General features: G+C 43.6%; 16 protein-coding genes and 1 tRNA gene. 11 read left to right on the plus strand and 6 right to left on the minus strand.

Annotation, left to right across the window (positions count from 1 at the left end; genetic code table 11):
• Positions 1-41: 41 nt before the first annotated feature.
• Entirely contained in the window at positions 42-1,292 is a 1,251-nt protein-coding gene (locus tag BLQ81_RS16145) for an IS4 family transposase (RefSeq protein ID WP_092730304.1), read from the plus strand.
• A 135-nt stretch (positions 1,293-1,427) separates the two neighbouring features.
• On the opposite strand, the gene BLQ81_RS16150 is transcribed toward BLQ81_RS16145, so the two are convergent.
• Entirely contained in the window at positions 1,428-2,879 is a 1,452-nt protein-coding gene (locus tag BLQ81_RS16150) for an amidohydrolase (protein ID WP_092732082.1), read from the minus strand.
• A gap of 184 nt (positions 2,880-3,063) precedes the next feature.
• Here BLQ81_RS16150 and BLQ81_RS16155 point away from each other — a divergent pair, with 184 nt between their 5' ends.
• From BLQ81_RS16155 to BLQ81_RS16180, 6 genes are all read left to right on the plus strand, one after another.
• Positions 3,064-3,771, plus strand: a complete 708-nt coding sequence (locus BLQ81_RS16155; RefSeq protein ID WP_092732085.1) for a 6-phosphogluconolactonase — start codon at positions 3,064-3,066, stop codon at positions 3,769-3,771.
• Positions 3,772-4,015: 244 nt separating this feature from the next.
• Positions 4,016-4,089 (plus strand) — tRNA-Asp (locus BLQ81_RS16160).
• A gap of 505 nt (positions 4,090-4,594) precedes the next feature.
• Entirely contained in the window at positions 4,595-5,542 is a 948-nt protein-coding gene (locus BLQ81_RS16165) for an acetyl-CoA carboxylase carboxyltransferase subunit alpha (protein WP_092732230.1), read from the plus strand.
• Positions 5,543-5,696: 154 nt separating this feature from the next.
• Entirely contained in the window at positions 5,697-6,536 is an 840-nt protein-coding gene (locus BLQ81_RS16170; RefSeq protein WP_092732088.1) for an MBL fold metallo-hydrolase, read from the plus strand.
• Positions 6,526-7,329 (plus strand): patatin-like phospholipase family protein, encoded by an 804-nt coding sequence (locus tag BLQ81_RS16175; protein ID WP_092732091.1) that lies wholly within the window; start codon positions 6,526-6,528, stop codon positions 7,327-7,329. The genes BLQ81_RS16170 and BLQ81_RS16175 overlap by 11 nt, the downstream gene beginning before the upstream one ends.
• Positions 7,326-7,886, plus strand: a complete 561-nt coding sequence (locus BLQ81_RS16180) for a 1-acyl-sn-glycerol-3-phosphate acyltransferase (RefSeq protein WP_092732094.1) — start codon at positions 7,326-7,328, stop codon at positions 7,884-7,886. Before BLQ81_RS16175 ends, BLQ81_RS16180 begins: the two co-directional genes overlap by 4 nt.
• A gap of 122 nt (positions 7,887-8,008) precedes the next feature.
• Here the strand turns inward: BLQ81_RS16180 and trpS are convergent, their stop codons facing one another.
• Positions 8,009-8,983 (minus strand): tryptophan--tRNA ligase, encoded by a 975-nt coding sequence (trpS, locus tag BLQ81_RS16185; protein WP_092732097.1) that lies wholly within the window; start codon positions 8,981-8,983, stop codon positions 8,009-8,011.
• 70 nt (positions 8,984-9,053) lie between these two features.
• On the opposite strand from trpS, the gene BLQ81_RS16190 reads away from it, so the two are divergent.
• Genes BLQ81_RS16190 through BLQ81_RS16200 form a run of 3 tightly spaced genes read left to right on the plus strand, consistent with a single transcriptional unit; the run spans position 9,054 to position 14,803 of the window.
• Positions 9,054-10,151, plus strand: a complete 1,098-nt coding sequence (locus BLQ81_RS16190; RefSeq protein WP_092732100.1) for a DUF1573 domain-containing protein — start codon at positions 9,054-9,056, stop codon at positions 10,149-10,151.
• A 54-nt stretch (positions 10,152-10,205) separates the two neighbouring features.
• On the plus strand, positions 10,206-13,919 hold the full coding sequence (locus BLQ81_RS16195; RefSeq protein ID WP_092732103.1) for a metallophosphoesterase: 3,714 nt from the start codon (positions 10,206-10,208) through the stop codon (positions 13,917-13,919).
• A gap of 14 nt (positions 13,920-13,933) precedes the next feature.
• A complete protein-coding gene (locus tag BLQ81_RS16200; RefSeq protein WP_092732106.1) occupies positions 13,934-14,803 on the plus strand; it encodes a hypothetical protein in 870 nt (289 codons plus the stop codon).
• A gap of 394 nt (positions 14,804-15,197) precedes the next feature.
• Here the strand turns inward: BLQ81_RS16200 and BLQ81_RS16205 are convergent, their stop codons facing one another.
• Positions 15,198-16,403: an acyl-CoA dehydrogenase family protein gene (locus tag BLQ81_RS16205; protein ID WP_092732109.1), complete on the minus strand. Its 1,206-nt coding sequence runs from the start codon at positions 16,401-16,403 to the stop codon at positions 15,198-15,200.
• A 117-nt stretch (positions 16,404-16,520) separates the two neighbouring features.
• Between BLQ81_RS16205 and BLQ81_RS16210 the strand changes: the two genes are divergently transcribed.
• Positions 16,521-17,492 carry a tryptophan 2,3-dioxygenase family protein gene (locus BLQ81_RS16210; protein ID WP_092732112.1) on the plus strand — a complete coding sequence of 324 codons (972 nt, stop codon included), beginning with the start codon at positions 16,521-16,523 and terminating at the stop codon, positions 17,490-17,492.
• A 106-nt stretch (positions 17,493-17,598) separates the two neighbouring features.
• Here the strand turns inward: BLQ81_RS16210 and BLQ81_RS16215 are convergent, their stop codons facing one another.
• The 3 genes from BLQ81_RS16215 to BLQ81_RS16225 all read right to left on the minus strand — a co-directional run bounded on the left by BLQ81_RS16215 (position 17,599) and on the right by BLQ81_RS16225 (position 20,921).
• Complete coding sequence (locus BLQ81_RS16215; RefSeq protein ID WP_092732233.1) at positions 17,599-17,811, minus strand: heavy-metal-associated domain-containing protein; 213 nt, start codon at positions 17,809-17,811, stop codon at positions 17,599-17,601.
• A 123-nt stretch (positions 17,812-17,934) separates the two neighbouring features.
• Positions 17,935-20,235, minus strand: coding sequence for a heavy metal translocating P-type ATPase (locus tag BLQ81_RS16220; protein WP_092732115.1), 2,301 nt, complete (start codon positions 20,233-20,235; stop codon positions 17,935-17,937).
• A gap of 125 nt (positions 20,236-20,360) precedes the next feature.
• Positions 20,361-20,921 (minus strand): helix-turn-helix domain-containing protein, encoded by a 561-nt coding sequence (locus BLQ81_RS16225; protein WP_092732118.1) that lies wholly within the window; start codon positions 20,919-20,921, stop codon positions 20,361-20,363.
• Between the last annotated feature and the right edge of the window lie 5 nt (positions 20,922-20,926).

A 20,926-nucleotide genomic window follows, 5' to 3' on the forward strand; every position in this document is an offset into this window, starting at 1 on the left:
GCTTTAAATGAGACTTTGTTGTTACGACACAATAAATCTCAGTGCAACATACAAAACTATCAGGTCATCCGATAATCAGTCAGTTACTTTCTTTTATTCCTCGGGAGATTGTCGACCAAGCTTCGGACACTTTTCAATCAGACCGCTATTATAAGACCATGGACACTTGGAAACAGCTGGTGTTCATGCTTTATGGGGTAGTTTCCAAAGTCCATTCGCTCAACAGCTTATGTAAGTGCCTGTTGTTTTTGGGGCAGAAACTTAGCTACCTAGGTATCACTACTCTTCCTGCGAGCAGTACCCTTTCGGATGCCAACCGCAAGCGTCCCAATGAGGTGTTCGGCTACATCTACTACCTACTTTTGGCCTATTATCGTTCGGAGATTTCGGACAGTTACCTCAGCTTGCCCATCAACGGAGAGGTATCTCCCGATCGGATAAAACTGTTTGACTCCAGTACGGTTACCTTGTTTACCGATGTATTCAAAGGAGCGGGAAGGAACCCCATGAACGGCAAGAAAAAGGGAGGGCTGAAGGTTCATGCCCTGCTTCCGCTGGACAATATGGTGCCTGAACTGATCTGGCTTACACCGGCCAGCAGCAATGACAAAGATTTCCTCGGACAGCTGAAGGTAGAACAGGGAGCCATTTACGTGTTTGACAAGGGCTATGTGAACTATGCGGTTTATAAAAAATGGACAGAGATTGGTGCCTTTTACGTGACTAGGCTTAATGAAAATGCTACCTATGAAGTGGTCAGCCAAATCCGAACCGACATCCACGACTTCCTTTCCGGAGGCACTATTCTGGATCAGCTGGTTGAGCTAAAAACTGATCAGGGGCCAATGAAGGCTAGATTGGTCACTTACAAAGATCCATTGACAGGCAAAGTGTTCCGCTTTCTAAGCAACCTGTTTGACTTTCAGTCCCACACGATTGTGTTATTGTACAAAAACCGCTGGGAGATCGAGCCGTTCTTTAAGCGGATCAAGCAAAACTTCGAACTGGGCTATTTTTTCTCGGACAGCCGGGAAGGGATCAAATCACAGGTATGGATGGTTTTGATTGCCAATCTGATATTCACGGTGATTCACAAGAGGATCAAAGAAGCGGAGCAGTTCACCACCTTAGTGTCCATGGCAAGGGCTAACTTGATATCCTATGTCTGCTTCCAAACCATATTAAAAACCAACTACCTGGCAGCAGAAGAACGAAATCTGGAAATAGTGCAATTAGATATCTTTAAAAGTGAGCAGGAGAGTGTTTTGAGAAAGAAAGAAAAATCACCCTAAATAGCCTGTAAACGCCTTATTTTTCACCTTCAAAAATTTACTCGGATGACAGTAGTTGTTTAATATAATCTCTTGTAGTGTAGTCTTTTACGAGGATGGGTTCTGGAATTATTGCATTGAACTTTAATTTCGGATTCAATACCCTACATTCAAAGGAGGAGGTCCATCAGGAACAATTCCTTTGTAGACATAATCTCCTTTTTTGGCTTTGAATTCCGCTTTGATTTCGTTTCGGAGGGTTTCGTTTTGGTAGAGATCGACCATGGTCATGGCAAGTGCTTTGGCCGCGTAACCCATCCCTTTGTGCCCGATGGACATTCCTCCTGAGGCTACCACCGCCCAGGAATGCCAAGGGGTGCCGTTTGGTGCCGTGGTCGCGGTCATACGAATCGTGGGTACTACCCAGCTCACATCACCCACATCGGTACTTCCTCCCATGCTGTGTTCCAATGTCTCTTCCAGTGGTTTGATGACTGATACCAGCCCGATCTGAGGCTTTCCGGTAGCTTCCTGAATCTTTTTGGCGAAAGATTGCTCTTCCTCGGTGTAGGTGATTGGCCCAAGTGCTTCCAGATTGGTTTGCATGGCAACTGATCCGCTACGGTTTACCAAAATCTCGTGGACGCCAGAGACCAAAGTTACCTTGTGGCTGACATTGGCCAAAATTGCTGCCCCTTCTGCCATTTTCTCCACCTGCTTCCAGACGGGCATTAAGCCTTCTCGGCTGGTATCTCTCACCCGTACCCAAAGTCTGCTATAGTCCGGAACCACATTGACTACCTGACCTCCGTCCTGAATGTGGTAGTGCATTCTCACGGTTGGTTTGACGTGTTCGCGGAAGTAGTTGATTCCGTTGGTATAAAGTTCCAATGCATCAGAGGCAGAACGACCATTCCATGGATCAGCTGAAGCATGAGCGGCTTGACCGTTGAATTCTACTATAAAATCAACCAAAGCCAGACCTTTTTGAACGTCGGTTTTGGTTTGATCCTCAGGATGCCAATCCATCATGATATCTACATCGTCCATCAGTCCAGCCCGAAGCATCCAGAGTTTCCCAAAGAACTTTTCCTCAGCAGGAGTTCCATAGAATCGGATGGTCCCTTTAATTTTTCCCTCGGCGATGAGATCCTTGATCGCTCCTGCGGCACTGAGTGAAGCCACACCAAATAGGTTGTGACCGCAACCGTGCCCGGGGGCATCTTCATGAAGTGGGCTTTTGAAAGGAACTTTGTTCTGTGAAAGACCGGGAAGTCCGTCAAACTCTCCCATAATGCCGATGATGGGGCTACCCGAGCCGTATTCTGCCACGAATGCCGTTGGGATTTCCCCTACGCCACGAGTCACCTTGAATCCGAGTTCTTCGGCATAGGCAGAAAGTGCCGCCGCTGATTTGAATTCCTGAAAAGCGATTTCTTCGAAAGCCCAAATTTGATCGCTAAGCTCAGTCATTGCAGCAAATCGGGATTCGATGGTGAGCTGGACAGTTTGCTTTAAGGGATTAGGCTTTGGAGTATTTTTTTGGGCAAAAAGTGGAGAAGTAGCGCTGATAAATGCCACAGCTATTACTAAATAGCGTTTTTTCATGATGATTGGTGGTCTTGTAAGGTTTTATAGGGATAAGATAAGCATGGATTTGGAATCTGAGAAAGTTTTCTGCCCGTCATGGAGTCATTCTTTTAGAAATGAAGGTGGATAGTCATTGGAATAGCTATTTTTACAGCTGAATGAATGTCAAAGCTCAGGTAATTATAAACCGTGAATCCAGATCATGAACTTCCATTATTTACCCGATTTTTCAGAAATGAGCAGAAAGGGTTTCGAGCTAGTCAAAGCTGAAATCGACAAAAAACCCGATTTGCTTTTCTGCGTCGCAAGTGGTGGATCACCTTCCGGACTTTATTCCGAAATGAAAACTTTTCAAGATCAAAATCCCGATTTCTTTTCTAAACTCAGGGTAGTGAAATTGGACGAATGGGGAGGTTTGGAGGTAGGGTCCACATTTACTTCGGAGCATGATGTGCAGACTAGGTTTATCCAGCCATTGGGGATTTCCAAAGATCGGTATTTGACCTTTGACCCATTTTCAGCAGATCCTGATGAAGAATGCAAGCGGATGAAGGGTGAGTTACGGCTATCAGAAATTGACATTTGCATCCTTGGAATAGGAGTAAACGGTCATATTGCGCTAAACGAACCAGCAGAAATCCTGCAATCGGGTTTCCATATTGCGCAGTTGGCCGAAAGCACATTGAATAATGGGATGATTAAATCACTAAAGCAGTCGCCGACTTTTGGGATGACTATGGGAGTGGGGGAGATATTGAGGTCTAAAAAAATTCTTCTTTTTATCTCGGGATCGGGAAAGAAAGCCGCTTTTGAGAAATTGTTGAACGAGGAAGTGAGTACCCAATGTCCGGCATCACTGCTTTGGCTTCATCCGAATGCGGACGTATTGGTGGACAAGCGTGTGATTTAAAAATTTTGTTGTTGCTGTAAGATATTTTGCCAGAAAGAAATGCAAATCAATAGACTTGAGCCAATAATGTCGTCAAAATCGATCCAAAATCAGTAAGCGCGAGGATTTTTCCTTCATTTTGAAAAATTATTTCTTTGAAATTGAACCAGATAAGGGATGGGTTCCAAAAATATTCAAACCATATATTGCATGGAAAGAGCAAATACCTACCTTTGCATCACTTCAAACGAGAAGGACAAAAAACGGAGTGGTAGTTCAGCTGGTTAGAATGCCTGCCTGTCACGCAGGAGGTCGCGGGTTCGAGTCCCGTCCATTCCGCTTATAGCCTCAGAGAAATCTGGGGCTTTTTTGTTTTTGGCAGTTCTTGGTTTTGTGTCCTCCCGATTCTCGGGACAGGCTGTCCATTCCGCTTATAGCCTCAGCGTAATCTGGGGCTTTTTTTGTTTTAATCTATTGCCAGAATGGAGTTTTCCGGTTTCAAAGGCGATAGGTCCATTTGATAACACTGCTCCGGTTTTGGGACTTTTATGTGTTTTCGAAGTCTTGTTTGAAAATGATCGATTAATTTCTTACTGACTTTTTAAATTATGTTTTATTCTCCTAATACCTAGCGCATCCTTTTATTAATACCAATTTGGCACTGTTTGGAATTGTTTAATACAATTAGTATTCAATTATTTATGTCGAAAAAACACGTTTTGAAAAAGGCTTGCAGAATTAAGGTTAAGGGTCATATTTATATTTTCACTCTCCATTTCCAAGGATCTATTTTATTGAGCATTGAGAGATATCCTTATCTTTGCTTCTTCCAAAATTCACCAAAATGGTATTAGAATTCGAGAAACCCATTGCTGATTTAGAGCAAAAACTTCAAGAGATGAAAGACCTCGCAAAGGGTCGGAACATTGATTTAAGCAGCGATATTGAGTCTTTAGAGGAGAAAATTCTTGCTTTGAAAAAAGAGACTTTTGAAAATCTCACCCGCTGGCAACGAGTACAACTATCCAGGCATGCTGATAGGCCCTACGCCTTGGATTACATCTACGAAATCACGAATGAATTCATCGAGCTTCATGGCGATCGAAGTGTAAAAGATGACAAAGCCATGATTGGCGGTTTAGGTGATATTGACGGACGCACAGTGATGTTTATCGGTCAGCAAAAAGGCCGAAACACCAAACAGCGACAAGAACGCAATTTTGGAATGGCAAACCCGGAAGGTTACCGCAAAGCACTTCGCCTGATGAAAATTGCAGAGAAATTCGGAAAGCCAATCGTCACTTTGATCGATACTCCAGGCGCATTTCCGGGTCTGGAAGCCGAAGAAAGAGGTCAGGGCGAAGCTATCGCAAGAAACCTGAAGGAAATGTTTATGCTCAAAGTCCCTGTGATATGTATCATCATTGGTGAAGGTGCTTCAGGTGGCGCTTTGGGTATAGCAATCGGAGATAAAGTTTTCATGTTGGAAAACACTTGGTATTCAGTGATTTCACCTGAATCCTGTTCTTCCATTCTTTGGAGATCATGGGATTATAAGGAACAAGCAGCCGAAGCACTGAAGCTCACAGCAAAAGATATGAAAGGCAATGGTTTGATCGATGACATCATTCCTGAACCACTTGGTGGTGCACATAGAGATATGAAATGGATGGGCAAAACCATTAAAGAGGCAATACTGCATTCTTTGAAAGAGTTGGACAAACAAAAGCCTGAAAAACGAATTGAAAACCGCATTGACAAGTTTTGTGCAATGGGTGTGGTGGTTGAGTAATGATTAGATGCTTCGCCTACGCTCAGCTCAAGAATTTGAAATCCAGATAGCTATCAGGAGATTGCAGAAACGTAAGAACTTTAAATAAACCAAAAAGCAATCTATCCACCCTGGGAAAGGTTGCTTTTGGCTTTTTAACCCAAAACAAACCCAAATGGAATTATACACTGTCAATACCGGGTTTTTCAAGTTGGATGGCGGTGCTATGTTTGGTGTCGTTCCCAAATCGCTTTGGTCTCGCACCAATCCTGCCGACGAGAACAACCTTTGCTCTTGGGCGATGAGAAGTCTGTTGGCCGTTGAAGGAGACCGAATCGTACTGATAGACAATGGTATCGGCGACAAGCAAGATGCAAAATTTTTCTCCCACTATTTCCTTCATGGAGATGACACCTTAAAAGGAAGTCTCCATCAGCTTGGGGTTAATTTTCATCAGATTACCGATAATTTTTTAACACACCTGCACTTTGACCATTGCGGTGGTGGTGTCAGCTATGGTTCACATGGTCAATACGAAATGACTTTTCCAAGGGCGACCTATTGGTCTAATGCGGATCACTGGGAATGGGCCACTATGCCCAATCCAAGGGAAAAGGCCTCTTTCTTGACAGAAAACATACTTCCGCTACAGGAATTGGGTCAATTGCAATTTTTGGATCTAGGTCAAAAAAGTCTCTTTCCGGGATTTGACTTCATTACGGTAGATGGGCATACCGACAAGCAGATGCTTCCAAGAATTCAGTACAAAGGCAAAACTGTAGTTTTTGTGGCTGATTTGCTGCCTTCAGTAGGACATATCCCTTTAGCTTATGTCATGGGATATGATACAAGGCCTTTGATTACCATGAGTGAAAAGCAGGTGTTTTTGGAAGAAGCTGCGAAGGAAGGGTACATTTTGTTTTTGGAGCACGATCCCGTTAATGAATGCTGTACCGTGAAAATGACGGATCGGGGAGTTCGTTTGGACCAAACTTTCAGACTCGATGAAATCTAAAATCAAAGTTGGTATTGCTTTATCCGGAGGAGGAGTTCGGGGAATCTCGCATTTAGGTGTATTAAGAGCGCTGAATGAAGTCGGTATTGTGCCGGCGAAAATTTCCGGAACCTCCGCAGGAGCTATAGTCGGGGCGATGTATTGTCAAGGTTATCAGCCAGAAGAGATACTCAGGATTATTGTAGAGACGAATTATTTCAAATTTATGCGTCCTGCAATATCCTGGAACGGGATTTTGAAAATGGAAAGTATAGGTTCGCTGTATAAGACCTACCTTCCTCACAATGACTTTGCCCAACTCAAAACTCCACTTGCAGTAGCAACTACTGATATTCAAAAAGGCAAGGTGGTATATTTCGATGAGGGAGAATTGATCAAGCCGATCATGGCTTCCAGCAGCATTCCGGGGATGTTTGAACCCATTAAGATTGACAACAAATTTCTTGTCGATGGAGGCGTGCTAAACAACCTCCCGGTTGAGCCATTGGAGGGGATTTGTGATTATGTCATCGGAGTCAACTGCAATCATCTTCCAGAAGAAAGCAATATCAGCAACATGAAAAAATTGATCGAACGTGCGGTGATCATGTCTATGAATTATAATGTGTACAGCCGCAAAGCAAAGTGTGATTTCTTTATAGAAGCACCGGGACTTGGTAAATATGGAGTTTTTGACATCAAAAAAGCTCCCGAACTCTTCCAGGCGGGATACGACCAAACCATGCGGGTGATTCAGGAAAACCCGAGTTTATTAGAATTGGCAAAATCCAGTGCTAAACAGTTATCAGTATGATGAAGGCAATTTCCAGATTCGTTTTTTGGATTTCAGGTTGGTCCTTGAATAATCAATGGCCTGATGGACTGAAAAAAGCGGTTTTAATCGCTATTCCACATACGTCCAATTGGGATATTCTCTATGCCCGTGCCGCTTTTTTTCTGATGGATATTCCAGTCCGCTTCACCATAAAAAAAGAAGTGATGGTTGGTCCTTTGGGATGGTTGTTGCGAGGCTTGGGAGCTATTGCCATTGATAGAAAACGAGTACCTGGTGGCAGGAAACAAACCTACACAGAGGCGATGGTTAACATGCTGAATGCTCGTGATGAATTGGTGGTGATGGTGACTCCTGAAGGAACACGGAGTGCTGTAAAAAAATGGAAATCAGGTTTCTATCACATCGCACTTGGAGCAAATGTTCCGATTGTAGTAGGGTATTTGGATTACAAAAAGAAGGAAGCCGGGATTGGCCCCTGTATTTATCCTACCGGCGATATGGATGGCCAAATTGAAGAATTAAAGGCATTCGGTCGAACCGTCACAGGAAGGCATCCGGAAAAAGGAATTATTTGATTTTTGGTTTTCAGATTACATAAAGAGTGCTGGATTTATGAAGGGTAATTCATCAATCCAGCCCTCTTTTTTTATTTATTTTGAACACGAAATAATAATCACATCATTGCTCAAAATGTCTTTTACCTGAATCCAAGCTTTTCTCTGACTCGGTTTAAAAGCTCAAAAGCGACTGTTTTTGCTTTTTCTTCACCTGCCGAGAGTCTTTTTTCGATTTCAGCGGGATTGTTCATGAAGAAATTAAAGGTCTCTCGCTCTTTAGTATACTTACTTAGGATCAATTCCATAAATTCCTTTTTGGCATGACCATAGCCATAGTTACCGCCCAGATAATTGGCCCGCATCTGTTCTGTCTGACCCTTGTCTGCCAAAAGACTGTATAGCCTGAATACATTGCAGGTATCCGAATCTTTGGGTTCTTCGAGCGGCGTGCTGTCAGTGACGATGCTGTTGACGTTCTTTTTCAATTCCTTTTCAGTCAGAAAAATGTCGATGTAATTATTGTAAGACTTACTCATTTTTTGACCGTCAGTTCCGGGAATGATCATCACCTCTTCACTGATTCTGGCCTCGGGGATTACCAGGATTTCTTCCTCCATGATCCGGTTGAAAGTAGTTGCGATGTCCCGGGTCATCTCCAGGTGTTGAAGCTGATCCTTTCCCACCGGAACCAGATTAGCGGAATAGAGCAAAATATCGGCAGCCATCAATACCGGATAGGTGAAGAGGCCGGCATTTACATCGGCAAGCCGTGAAGCTTTATCTTTGAAGCTATGTGCATTGGCAAGCATTGGATATGGCGCAAAGCAGTTGAGATACCAGGTGAGTTCAGTTACTTCCGGAATATGAGATTGGCGATAAAAAGTCGTTTTTTCTATATCTAATCCAAAAGCCAACCAAGCAGCAGCCACCGCCATTGTGTTTTGTTTACGCAGGTTTCCGTCTTTGCTGGAAGTAAGTGAGTGAAAGTCTGCAATAAAAATAAAGGCTTCTTCTTTATTCTGATTGATCAATTCGATTGCAGGAACTATTGCTCCTAAAATGTTGCCCAAATGTGGGCGTCCGGAGCTTTGAATGCCAGTAAGAACTCTTGCCATTTGCTTTATTTTGGCGCAAATTAAGCAAATTGAGCTATAATTGAGGCGAAATTATGCGTTAATTGCAGTTATGATACGCTTTGCTACAGCCCCATTAATTATTCTGGTTTTGTTTTTTTTTCCGATTTGGTCTTATGCTCAGTCCACCGGTGGGCCCAAGTTGATTTGGAAAGTTAACCGACTTGACCTGGGTACTATTTTAGAGGAACAAGGACTCCAAAAGGGCATTTTTGAATTTTCGAATACGCAGGATTCACTTTTTTACATCACCGATGTTTTATCCGAATGTGGATGCACCACAGTAGAGTACACCCGGGATTCTCTGGAATTGGGGGAATCCGGAAAGTTAATTATCTCCTTTGATCCAACTTCTGCGGCGGTTTTTTTTTCAAAATTGATCGTGGTGAAAGGAAATCTAAGCGGGATTAAGGATTCGCTTTATCTGGAAGGGATTTCAGTTCCATATCCAAGTGATATCAAAAGGGCTTACCCAGTGGTACAAGGTGACCTGGGGTTTCGATTGAAAAAGGTCAATATGGGTGATGTATTTGATAACGAGCCAAAAATAAAATACGTCGAGTTTTTCAACATGGGAGATCAATTGCTCGATAAGGGGGCATTTCGATCCCAAACCCCTCCCCATATCCAAATCTCACAAGTGCAACAATTTGTAAGACCCCAGGAAAGAGGATTACTGATGATTCGCTATGATGGGAAAATCCGTAATGATCTGGGGTACTTTGAAGATCAAGTTCCGGTCAGTTGGGAGAATATTCCTGGTTCAGAGGTTAAATTAGACCTCATTGCCGATTTATTTGAATTTTTCCCACCTATCCAAAAGAGCAATCTGAATGATGTCCCCCAACTTTTCATCGGACAAAAAGAAATCGATCTAAGAGAAATCAGCTCAAAAACCTTGGCCAGAAGGTCTGTGACTCTGACTAATAAGGGGCGTCAAACGCTTGAAATCAGGAAAATTCAGGGAAATTGTGAATGTTTGAAGATAGAAGTGCCAAAATCCAGTCTAGCCCCTGGTGAAAGCATGGAACTGTCTTTGACGCTAGATCCCATAGGGAGAAAAGGGATTGACCAACGAAATATTTATATTTTTTCAAACGACCCTTTAAATCCCGTTCAATTGATCGTCATGAAGAGTAGGATTGAGTAGTCGGGTGTAATGGTTAAGTATTAAGATTTATCTAACAGGTAAGCTAATTTTATCATGAAATCACTTCAAAGGTTTTTTACACTTACAGTCCTAGGGTGCTTGATTTTTCCCGGATTTATTTTTGGGCAAAATAGCTTTCGGATTTCCCCCTATATTCAAGTAGCTGACCAAAACCTGGTTCAAATTCGATGGTTCGCTGGTCAGAATTACCCCTCAACAATCCTTTTTAAGGACTCTAAAGGCAACATCCTGAAATCAACCGATGTCTCAGGTAAAGAGATGGCTGAATTGTACTACACCAATGCAGAGAAATCCGAATCCATTCCGGGACTTGAAGGGCAAAATTGGCTTGGAGGCGAAAAGTACTTCAGGTATGAATATTCGCTTCGGGTGCCCTCAGGTGAAAGTATCTTTTACGAGGTGACATTAAATGGTCAGCGATTTTCAAAGACCTTCAAGTCTGCCCCTGATTCAAAGGGTTGGGAGAATATCAGGTTTATTGCCCTTTCCGACTCTGAGACAGAACCTATTGGAAGGGTGACACATCGAGCTTGGTATCCTGGAATACCGTTATTCAGGCCTTTTGCAACTCCTGCTTTATGGAAACAAAAATTTGGAACAACCATCGAAGAAGGCATTGAAATTCCAAATTATTTTTTAACCGAAAAAGAAGGATATACTGCAAATCTGGAAGTCATTAACAGTCGAAATCCAGACTTTATGCTGATGCCGGGTGACTTGGTGCAAGGGGGGGCATATATGCCTGCTTGGGATGAGTTTTGGCAACACAATGCCGGTCAATTTGGTGCAGGCCTCGCTTCCTATCCAATTATTCCCGCTTTAGGGAATTGGGAAAGCTATGGAGGATTGAACAGCGGCTATGGTTACAATGAAAAAGGCCAATTTAATCCTGTCCTAGGAAGATCTAGGTTTCATACTTTTTTTGAAATAGGGATTGAAGATCCGCTTCAAAAGCACCGGCAAAGTTACTATCGGACCGATTATGGGCCGATTACAATCCTGACCCTTGATTCATCAAATGGGACTCCTGAACAGAAACGTTCCGATACCCCGCCTGAACAACGATTAAAGAACAAGGAATATTCAGGTCCCGGGACAGATACCCAAGAGAACTACACCCAAGCTGAATACAATGCTGCAGGCGGAACTGACTTATCCGGTTTTGGTCCCGGAACCAACCAATACGTATGGTTAGAGGCCAACCTTAAAAAGGCAAAGGAGGCCAAAAAATTAATTTTTGTCCAGTTTCATCATGTACCCTATGCATCCGGGGAGCACGGAGTTCCGATGAATCATGAGCTTTCCACTGGCCAAGGCGGAACACCTTTGCGTGTTTTACACCCTCTTTTTGAGGAATATGGAGTGATAGCAGTGCTTGCAGGCCACGATGAGCTCTTCGAACGGTCCTTTGTAGACGAGGACGGTGATGGCAAGGGGGTCCATTATTACGATGTCGGCGTGGCAGGGGATGGGCTGAGAGGAGTGAAGCGAAACTGGCTTTCAAACCCTTTAGAGACCTTGGATTACAATCAATTCTCCAAGTGGACAGCCGATCAGAAATCGACCGAACAATGGAATACCTCAGGCACTAATCCTGTCCTTACAGATGGAGGGAAACACTATGGTCACTTGGAGGTGAATCTGAAAAAGGTTAAAGACGGAAATAAAACTTTCGCTCAAATAGATTTTGAGCCCATCTACATTTTTCCGGTGATGGACCAAAACTACAACCTGCAGCGGATCGAGCGTAGAATATACAATGATCAACTCAGAATCTTGGTAGAATTGGCTGAGGAAACAACCGAACCGAAATTCAAAACACAAATCACAGTAGAATTGAATCAGGACGGCAAAGCGATTACGACATTGAAAGATTACCTCGAAAATCCGCCTCTGGAAGATTGGAAAGTAGAATTCTCCAGAAGTCCCGAATACAGCTGTTCGGATTTGGCGGGATCTGAAAATCAAATCAAGATCACTGATGCCGGAGGAAATACTTGGACCGCTGTAGTCCTTGTCAGCGTGAAAGATTTGATGCCACCAAAATTGGTCACCAAAATCCCCTCCTTGACTGCTGACCGAATTCAGGGTGAATTCCTGCTCAAACCAGAAGATTTTATTGAATCTCTATCGGATAATTGTGGAATAAAAGCCCTTGAGTTATCTAAAACCAAGGTCAGTTGTGAAAATTTCGACCTTTCTTTTGAAGTGGTTTTGACGGCAGTAGATGCTTCAGGGAATAAATCTTCAGCCGTTTTGACCTTGAATGTCTCCTCTTTTGAGTCGAAGAAAATATCCATTTCCCCCGAAACCGGGACTCAGTTTTTGGAAGGACAAAAAGCTGAAATTCGCTTAGGGGAGGAGTTTGGATTTTCAGTTTTGGCCTGGTATCGAAATGGTCAAGTAATCGAAGGTCAAAAAGGGAAAGCGATCCTTACAGAAGTTGCAGGCACTTATTGGGCGAGCTTAATTCCTGAAGGTGGCGGATGTCCCGTGGAATCGAAGAAAACTGAAATCAAATTCGCTGGGGTACCATTTGGAGAAATTAAAGAAAGTGTGACTTTGATTCTCGGTCCGGATGGCAAGGCGGATTTAAAGCCCGAAAATGTTTTCGTAAAATGGCCCCTCTCAGATCCAAACCTTGAAATCACACTGGATCCCAAGAGTTTCAACTGCGATAACCTCGGGGAAAAAACAGTAAAAATTCTCATAAAAAGTCAGTCTGGACAAACTTGGGAAAAAACCATCAAGGTCCTTGTAAAAGACCAAAGTCCGCCGTTATTGGTGGCGAAAAACATAAACTTGGAACTGGATGTGACAAAAGGAGTAGTGGAATTAAGCCCAGAAATGCTTTTAGCCGAGTTTGGTGATAATTGCAGCATCAAGTCCCTGACGATTAACAAAAACCGATTTACCTGTGAAGATCTTGGGAGGGAATTTTCAGTAGCTGTCCGTGCTGAGGATAAATCCGGGAATGTAACAGAGGCCGTGGCAAAAGTTTCAATAGTCAGGAAGGAAGCTGAAAAGGTGGTTATTTCAGGGCCAACTTCTTTCTGCAAAGGGGAAAAAGGAGTTTTAGAACTCAGTTCTTCTCTTCCCTTCGAAGTTGTTCGATGGAGAAGAAACGGAGCTGAAATTCAAGGACAAACCGGAAAAAAACTGGAAGTCTCTGAGTCCGGGATCTATCATGCGGTGATCCGATATCCGGGGGGATGCTTATCCGAATCCAAAGATTTTGAGGTAAAAGTTAATCCGCTTCCGGAAGGTGAAATCAAAGTGGATGGAAATATTCTCCGAGCGCCTGAAGGTAATTTTACCTATCAGTGGTATAGAAATGGAGAGAAACTGGAAGGAAAAACCACCCGAACTTACACAGCGGAATTGATGGGGGAATACGCAGTAGAATTGACCTCATCGGTGGCTTGTAAAACCCTCTTGAAATCCGTGACCTTGACTATCTCGGGAATCTTTGGAACACCTGTAAATCAAGCCTTGGATTTGAAAATTTATCCTAACCCGGCATCTTCAAGGGTACTAATTGAGTTTCCGGACGGCGTTTTAGCCGCCAAGCCGTCAATTTTAGTTTATTCCTCTGATGGAAAAAATGTCACCGAAATGGTTCAGATCTTTGTGCTCAATGATACGGATGCAGAGATCCGATTGAACCGAATAACAAAAGGAACGTATCTGATATGGGCCATTGGCACAGATCAGAAAACCTATTTTGGAAAACTAATAGTCTTATAAATTAACCCTATACAATGAAGAACCTTTCTTTTTCGATTATCCTTTGTTTTACTTTTCTCTATGCTTCACATGCCCAAACCATCCCTTTTTCGAAAGGCAGAATTGTAATCAGTTCTGATGGAAACGAACATGATGAGGACGATTGGGCTGCTACTCCGATGAGTCTTGCCCTACTTGCCGCACGAGGCCTTCAGGATCAGCTGGTGGTCTATACCTTCAGCGACCATACCTGGGGATCCAATAAAGAGAAACCCGGTGCCGATGCACAAATGAGGGAAAGTGCCTTCATCGGAGGCAGTAAATTTGGATTCAAAAAAACCAAGTTTATCGAAGCAGTGTCTGCCCCAAATTTCGCAGTCATAGAACTGACTAAGCAGATCAATAAAAGTTCGGTCAAAGATCCATTGACAATACTAGCTGCCGGACCAATGAATATTATCGGTGATGCGCTCAATGAGGCAGACTCTGTCAAACTGAAGCATGTGCGCTTGATCTCGCATTCTACCTGGAACGATGAACATGCAGATAATCCCTACGAGTGGGAAACCCATAAAGGATGGACCTGGGCCAAAATCGAGGAGTCATTTGCGAAAAAAGGACTTCAGTTGGACCACATCACCGATCAGAATGGTGGCGCAGATTACGAAGGTTTGAAGACTGACCTGACCAAGTATGATTGGATGAAAACCTCCCCAAACAGAGATCAGAAACCATACGAGAAAGGCTCTTGGGATTGGTTGTATAGTAGACTGGTTGCTGCACAAAAAGGGGATGAGTTTGACCCTTCAGATGCGGGGATGGTTATTTATCTCCTGACCGGAAAGCAAAAAACCAGCCCGGAAGATTTGAGAGAGATTCTAGAGAATCCGGGGAAGATGAAATAGAGTTGGGAGACAGAAGGCCTGGGGCGGGAGTTTAAAAACACTATCGCTAAAGTGAGTATCCTGACTCACTTTTAATTTAAAATCGAAGACACTTATCGGGGCGAACTCTTCAACCAAACTCAGGCTGACCCAAATCTTCCAATATCCTTACCAAGGCATCTGGGTTATTAAGTGGTTAGACACCTGCGTGGTTTTGATTCCTAATTCTTCCTGAGAGAATATGCGCACGCAGTAGAGAATAAAAAAACCGTCAGCCTCTATGCCAACGGTTAAATTGAGATTTCATATCAATTTTCCAAAACAATTTCGGTTTCGACTCCATGCCACGGCGGGCAAGCTGCTCAGGGTAACCCAAATCTTCCAATTTTCCAATTTTAAAATCTTCCAATTTCTTTCACTTAAAGGCCTGCAAACCCGTAATCTCCTGACCCAGGATCAGCAAGTGGATATCATGCGTTCCTTCATAAGTCACAACCGATTCCAAGTTCATCATGTGGCGCATGATCGGATATTCACCGGTGATTCCCATTCCACCATGGATCTGACGGGCTTCTCGGGCTATGTTCAATGCCATTTCCACATTGTTCCGTTTCGCCATGGAGATGTGGACAGTTTTAGCAGTGCCATCATTCATCATCTTGCCGACTTTCCAAGCTAAAAGTTGGGCTTTGGTAATCTCAGTAAGCATTTCGGCGAGTTTCTTTTGCGTCAGTTGGAATCCTCCGATCGGTTTGCCAAATTGAATTCGCTCTGCCGCATATCGTCTTGCCGATTCGTAGCAGTCCATAGCAGCACCGATAGCGCCCCATGCGATACCAAATCGTGCAGAGTCCAAACACATCATCGGAGCGCCCAAGCCTGATTTGCCGGGAAGTAGATTTTCCTTTGGAACTTTCACATTGTCAAAAACCAACTCGCCGGTACAAGAAGCTCGAAGAGACCATTTGCCGTGGGTTTCTGGCGTGGTGAATCCTTCCATTCCCCGCTCGACGATCAAACCGTGAATTCTTCCTTCTTCGTTTTTCGCCCAAACAACTGCTACATCAGCCTTTGGAGAATTGGATATCCACATCTTGGCACCATTGAGCAGGTAGTGATCGCCCATATCCTTGAAGTTGGTGACCATACCACTTGGGTTTGAGCCGTGGTCAGGCTCCGTCAAGCCGAAGCATCCCAAGTATTCACCTGATGCCAACTTTGGAAGAAATCTTCTTCGCTGTTCCTCAGATCCAAACTTGTAGATGGGATACATCACAAGTGAACCTTGGACAGAAGCTGTGGATCGCATGCCGGAATCTCCACGCTCGATCTCCTGCATAATCAATCCGTAGGAAATATAATCCAAACCTCCACCTCCATATTCCTCCGGAAGTTGCGGGCCGAAAGCACCTACGTCACCGAATTTTCGGACGATTTCGTATGGGAAATGATTTTTTTGCGCCCAGTCTTCGATATAAGGAGAGATTTCTTTTTTGACAAAATCCCGAATAGATGAACGTATCAGTTTCTGCTCTTCCGTGAGCAAATCGTCAAGGTCTAGAAAATCAACCCCCTCAAAAAGGTCTTGTTTAAGTGATTTCTGAATTTCAACAGCCTCCATAATATATTTTGTTTATTTTTGGGAATCAGTCATTTTTGCCGCAAAGGAAAGTAACAGCTGCCCCGAAATTAAGGAGAAAGCTGCTGAATTAACTACCTTTTTGACTAAAAAATCCACATGCACGAAGCTCAGTTCGATCCGAAAATTTTAGATAAAATACATCAACTCCAGGAAAAGTTTAAAGCCTCCGGTCAGGATATGCTTTCCTATCTTGAAGGTCTGCTCTATGCCGATTACCTGACCTATTGGGAATACATCAATTTGGATGTTTTGCTATCATTGCAGCAGCCTAAAACCAGCTTTAAAGACGAGAAGATTTTTATCATCTACCATCAGATTACTGAATTATACTTTAAGCTGATCATCTCCGAAATGGAGCAGATCGCAGACCAAAACCCAATTTCTGAGGATTTTTTCAAAGCTAGGCTGGAACGAATCCTGATGTATTTGGATCATTTGATCAGTTCCTTTGCCATGATGTGGAAAGGAATGGAGCGAGAGCAATTTCTCAAATTCCGTATGTCGCTTTTGCCATCTTCGGGTTTTCAAAGTGCACAGTTTCGAGAAATTGAGCTGATGGCAACGGATGCGTTTCATCTGATCGTGTTGGGAAAAAGATCCGAATATGATTACCACACTCCTGCTGATGATTTATTTGAAAATCTATATTGGCAGCAGGGAGCAATCGAATTAGCGACGGGGCAGAAAACTTTAACCCTGAAGAATTTTGAACAGAAATATGGGAAAAAGCTGATTGAGCTGATCGAATCCTATCGGCGTAAAAATCTCTGGCAGAAATACATGGAACTGGATAAACCATCTGAATCCATGACTGAATTGATGAAGCAGTTTGACCTGAAAGCCAATGTGTTATGGCCCTTAGCTCATTACAAATCTGCTGTGCGTTACCTCCAAAGAGATCCGGTCGATATTGCTGCCACAGGGGGTACCAATTGGCAGAAATACCTGCCTCCACGTTTTCAGAAGGTGATCTTTTTCCCTGAACTCTGGACTGAACAGGAAATGGAAGAATGGGGTAAAGGCTGGGTGGTCAAAGAAATTTTTGGAGAAGAAATTCAGAAGGGTTAAGGCCTTAAAGATGAAAGGATTCGGCAGTGTTTTGTCAAATACACAAGACAAGTTGGAAGAAGTCTTCGGTAGCTTGTCTTGAGTCCTATGCCAAGAGTTAGAAATCTTACTCTATTAAATTTGCCAAAAATCCAGCCTTTAAGACTGCCTTTTTGATATCCTCTGCTTGCAGATTTTCGGTTTTTACAGTCAGCGTGCGCTCAGGATCCTGAAGATCAACATCCCAGGATTGGATGTCACTTTGCTCATCGAGCTTTGGAGTTACTTTTGCGAGGCAGTTAGTGCACTGGATGTTGGTTTTGAATTTTAGAATTTTCATTTTTTTGGATTTTAGATAAGAGATTTTAGACACAAGATGTTAAATGCAAGACCAGACTTTGCTAGATTTTAACTCATTTTGGCTTTCAGGCCGGAGTACTTTTTCAGTTCGTAAATCGATTTTTTAAAGATTTCTTGATTTCAATCTCAAACTATTCAACACCACCGAAACCGAACTAAACGCCATCGCCGCACCGGCGATCATCGGATCGAGCAGGAATCCGTTGATCGGAAAAAGTACTCCGGCAGCAATCGGAATTCCGATCAGGTTGTAGATAAAAGCCCAAAAGAGGTTTTGTTTGATTCCATTGACAGTCAAATGCGACAATCGGAAGGCTTGCGGAATTTTCTCCAAATCGGAAGTAATCAAGGTGATTTTGGCAACGTCCATGGCTATATCCGAGCCGTGGCCCATAGCAATGCTCACGTCCGCCTGCGCCAAAGCCTCTGAGTCGTTGATTCCGTCACCAACCATGGCCACGATCTTTCCTTTTTCCTGCAGATTTTTTACAAACTGGGATTTGTCGGATGGCATCACCTCTGCCCGAAAGTCGCGAATTCCCACTTCATGAGCCACGGCAGTTGCAGTTTGGCGATTGTCGCCGGTAAGCATAAAAACTTCAATACCCGAGTTCTGGAGCTTTAGAATGGCAGATTTTGAACTCGCCTTGATCTGATCTCGGATTCCCAAAATTGCCAAGGATTGCTTTTCATCGGCAAACCAAATCACGGTTTGAGCTTCCTTGCTCCATTCTTTTGCTCTTGACTCCAGTTCGGGAGTAATTGCTATCCGGTTTTCTTTCAACAGATTCTCATTGCCTACGAAATAGGATTTTCCTTCAAAATTGCCTTTGACGCCCCTTCCGGTGACACTCTGAAAATCCTCAATATTCACTCCTTCGATTTCTTTTTCTTTGAGGTATTTGACCACCGCTTCGGCAAGGGGATGTTCGGATTTGGATTCCAATGAGTGAAGGATAGATTTTTGGTCTACGGTCCACTGTCGACTGTCCACCGCTGCCTCGTATTCAACAGGGTGTGACTGTAGTCCGTCGTCTGTGGACTGTTGACTTCCAACTGAGTCTGCCCACTGCATGCTGACCACTGTCGGTTTTCCTTCAGTAATCGTTCCTGTTTTATCCAAAATCAGGGCATTTACCCGATGTCCAAGCTCAAGACTTTCTGCATCGCGAATCAGTATTTGGTTTTCGGCTCCTTTGCCTACACCCACCATGATGGCAGTTGGCGTGGCCAATCCCAAGGCACAGGGACAGGCGATGACTAAGACAGAAACTGAAGCGAGAAGCGCATGAGAAAAGGCATTTTCACTGCCTACAACCATCCAAACTCCAAATGTCAACAGGGCAATCAGGATCACTATCGGAACAAAGATACCGGAAATTTTATCTACCAACTTTTGGACGGGTGCTTTACTGCCTTGAGCTTCCTGCACGCGTTTTATGATCTGAGAGAGCAGGGTAGAGGCCCCCACTTTTACTGCCTCGATCTGCAAGCTGCCTTTTTGGTTGATTGTTCCGGCAAAGACTTCGGCACTGACTAATTTTTCTATCGGCACAGGTTCACCGCTAATCATACTTTCGTCAATGAATGAACTTCCTTCAAGGACCTTACCGTCAACAGGTATTTTTTCTCCGGGCTTGATCAGGATACGATCACCTAAAGCCACCTCTTCGATCTTGATTTCCTGGGGCTTTCCCTCACGGATTAGTGTGAGTGTTTTAGGCTGAAGTCCCATGAGTTTTCTCAGCGCGGTTCCGGTACTGGATTTAGCTCGCTCCTCCAATACCTTTCCGAAGGAAATGAAGACAATAATCACTGTCGCAGCTTCATAATATACATGCGGATGAATGCCCCGAATGTGCCAAAACTCAGGGAAAATCGTGTTGAATGCGGAGAAAATAAAGGCGATTCCCGTACTCAAGGCTACGAGTGTGTCCATGTTAGCTTTGCGATGCTTAGCTTGCTTCCAAGCATTCGTGTAGAAGTGGCTTCCAAAATAAAAGAGAACAGGAATCGAAAGCACCAAACTGATCCATCTACCGGGTTCCCAATCCATGAAGAACATCCCCAAAATAAAGACAGGAAAGGCCAAAAGTGCCGCGCCAATGGTTTGCTTTTTTACGGCTTCATATTTCTTTTCCTCCTCCTCCTTTACTGATTCACTTACTTCCTTGTCACTGATGATCAATCCATAGCCAATATCTTCTAATGCCTTATTCAGTGTATCGGGATTGGTCGAGTCGTCAAATTCAACTTGTACCGTGTTGGTAGCGAAGTTGACTGAGGCGGATTTTACGCCATCGGTATGTTGCAGGATGGTCTCGACGCTGGAGGCGCAAGCTGCGCAGGTCATACCCGTGACGGGGAAGGTTTGCTTTTGAATTTGTGCTTCTGAGATTTCCATGCTACAAAGTACGGCAGGATAAGCAGCAAGACTATTACAAAGTTTTGTAGGAGATTTATAAAATTTTGATGGATGCGAAGGTAAAAAGGAATGGAAGTAGGGGAGTTTGGAATCCGGGTTTGAGGTTATACCTGATCCAGGCTGGTTCTTTTGCCTGAATGGTTACGCTTGAATTCCGAAGGGGTCATTCCCGTTTCTTTTTTGAATTGGGCGGAGAGGTAGGCTACGCTACTGTAGCCCAACTTGGAAGCGATTTCGCTGAGATTGAGTTGATCGTAAAAAAGTAACTCTTTTACCCGTTCGATTTTCTGTCGGGTGATATACCGCTCAATGGTGACTCCCTCCACCTGAGAAAAAAGTCTACTTAAGGAAGTGTATTCATGATCCAGTTTTTCTGCTAAAAATGTCGAAAAATTTTCACCCAAACTTTTATCTGCATGATGGATTTGTTCGATCAGCTGTGATTTGATTTGAGAGATCAAAGCGGAATTTTTTGACTCCAGAATTTCAAATCCTTTAGCATCAATTGAGGCGGAAAGACGTGTTTTTTTATCGGTGGAAAGTGGGGACTTCAGTTTAACTTTGCCGAGGACAATGGATTCATAGGGAATATCCAACAGGTCAAGGGACTGCTTCACCGCTTCAATACAGCGCGGGCAAACCATATTTTTAATCAGAATTTCCATAACAA

The sequence above is a fragment of the Algoriphagus alkaliphilus genome, from assembly GCF_900103735.1.
In the GTDB taxonomy this organism is placed as follows: domain Bacteria; phylum Bacteroidota; class Bacteroidia; order Cytophagales; family Cyclobacteriaceae; genus Algoriphagus; species Algoriphagus alkaliphilus.

Excerpts from the sequence above, each read along its gene's own strand:
- BLQ81_RS16150 (WP_092732082.1), bottom strand. The coding sequence starts at position 2,879 with ATGAAAAAACGCTATTTAGTAATAGCTGTGGCATTTATCAGCGCTACT.
- BLQ81_RS16155 (WP_092732085.1), top strand. The coding sequence starts at position 3,064 with ATGAACTTCCATTATTTACCCGATTTTTCAGAAATGAGCAGAAAGGGT.
- BLQ81_RS16165 (WP_092732230.1), top strand. The coding sequence starts at position 4,595 with ATGGTATTAGAATTCGAGAAACCCATTGCTGATTTAGAGCAAAAACTT.
- BLQ81_RS16170 (WP_092732088.1), top strand. The coding sequence starts at position 5,697 with ATGGAATTATACACTGTCAATACCGGGTTTTTCAAGTTGGATGGCGGT.
- BLQ81_RS16175 (WP_092732091.1), top strand. The coding sequence starts at position 6,526 with ATGAAATCTAAAATCAAAGTTGGTATTGCTTTATCCGGAGGAGGAGTT.
- BLQ81_RS16180 (WP_092732094.1), top strand. The coding sequence starts at position 7,326 with ATGATGAAGGCAATTTCCAGATTCGTTTTTTGGATTTCAGGTTGGTCC.
- trpS (WP_092732097.1), bottom strand. The coding sequence starts at position 8,983 with ATGGCAAGAGTTCTTACTGGCATTCAAAGCTCCGGACGCCCACATTTG.
- BLQ81_RS16190 (WP_092732100.1), top strand. The coding sequence starts at position 9,054 with ATGATACGCTTTGCTACAGCCCCATTAATTATTCTGGTTTTGTTTTTT.
- BLQ81_RS16195 (WP_092732103.1), top strand. The coding sequence starts at position 10,206 with ATGAAATCACTTCAAAGGTTTTTTACACTTACAGTCCTAGGGTGCTTG.
- BLQ81_RS16200 (WP_092732106.1), top strand. The coding sequence starts at position 13,934 with ATGAAGAACCTTTCTTTTTCGATTATCCTTTGTTTTACTTTTCTCTAT.
- BLQ81_RS16205 (WP_092732109.1), bottom strand. The coding sequence starts at position 16,403 with ATGGAGGCTGTTGAAATTCAGAAATCACTTAAACAAGACCTTTTTGAG.
- BLQ81_RS16210 (WP_092732112.1), top strand. The coding sequence starts at position 16,521 with ATGCACGAAGCTCAGTTCGATCCGAAAATTTTAGATAAAATACATCAA.
- BLQ81_RS16215 (WP_092732233.1), bottom strand. The coding sequence starts at position 17,811 with ATGAAAATTCTAAAATTCAAAACCAACATCCAGTGCACTAACTGCCTC.
- BLQ81_RS16220 (WP_092732115.1), bottom strand. The coding sequence starts at position 20,235 with ATGGAAATCTCAGAAGCACAAATTCAAAAGCAAACCTTCCCCGTCACG.
- BLQ81_RS16225 (WP_092732118.1), bottom strand. The coding sequence starts at position 20,921 with ATGGAAATTCTGATTAAAAATATGGTTTGCCCGCGCTGTATTGAAGCG.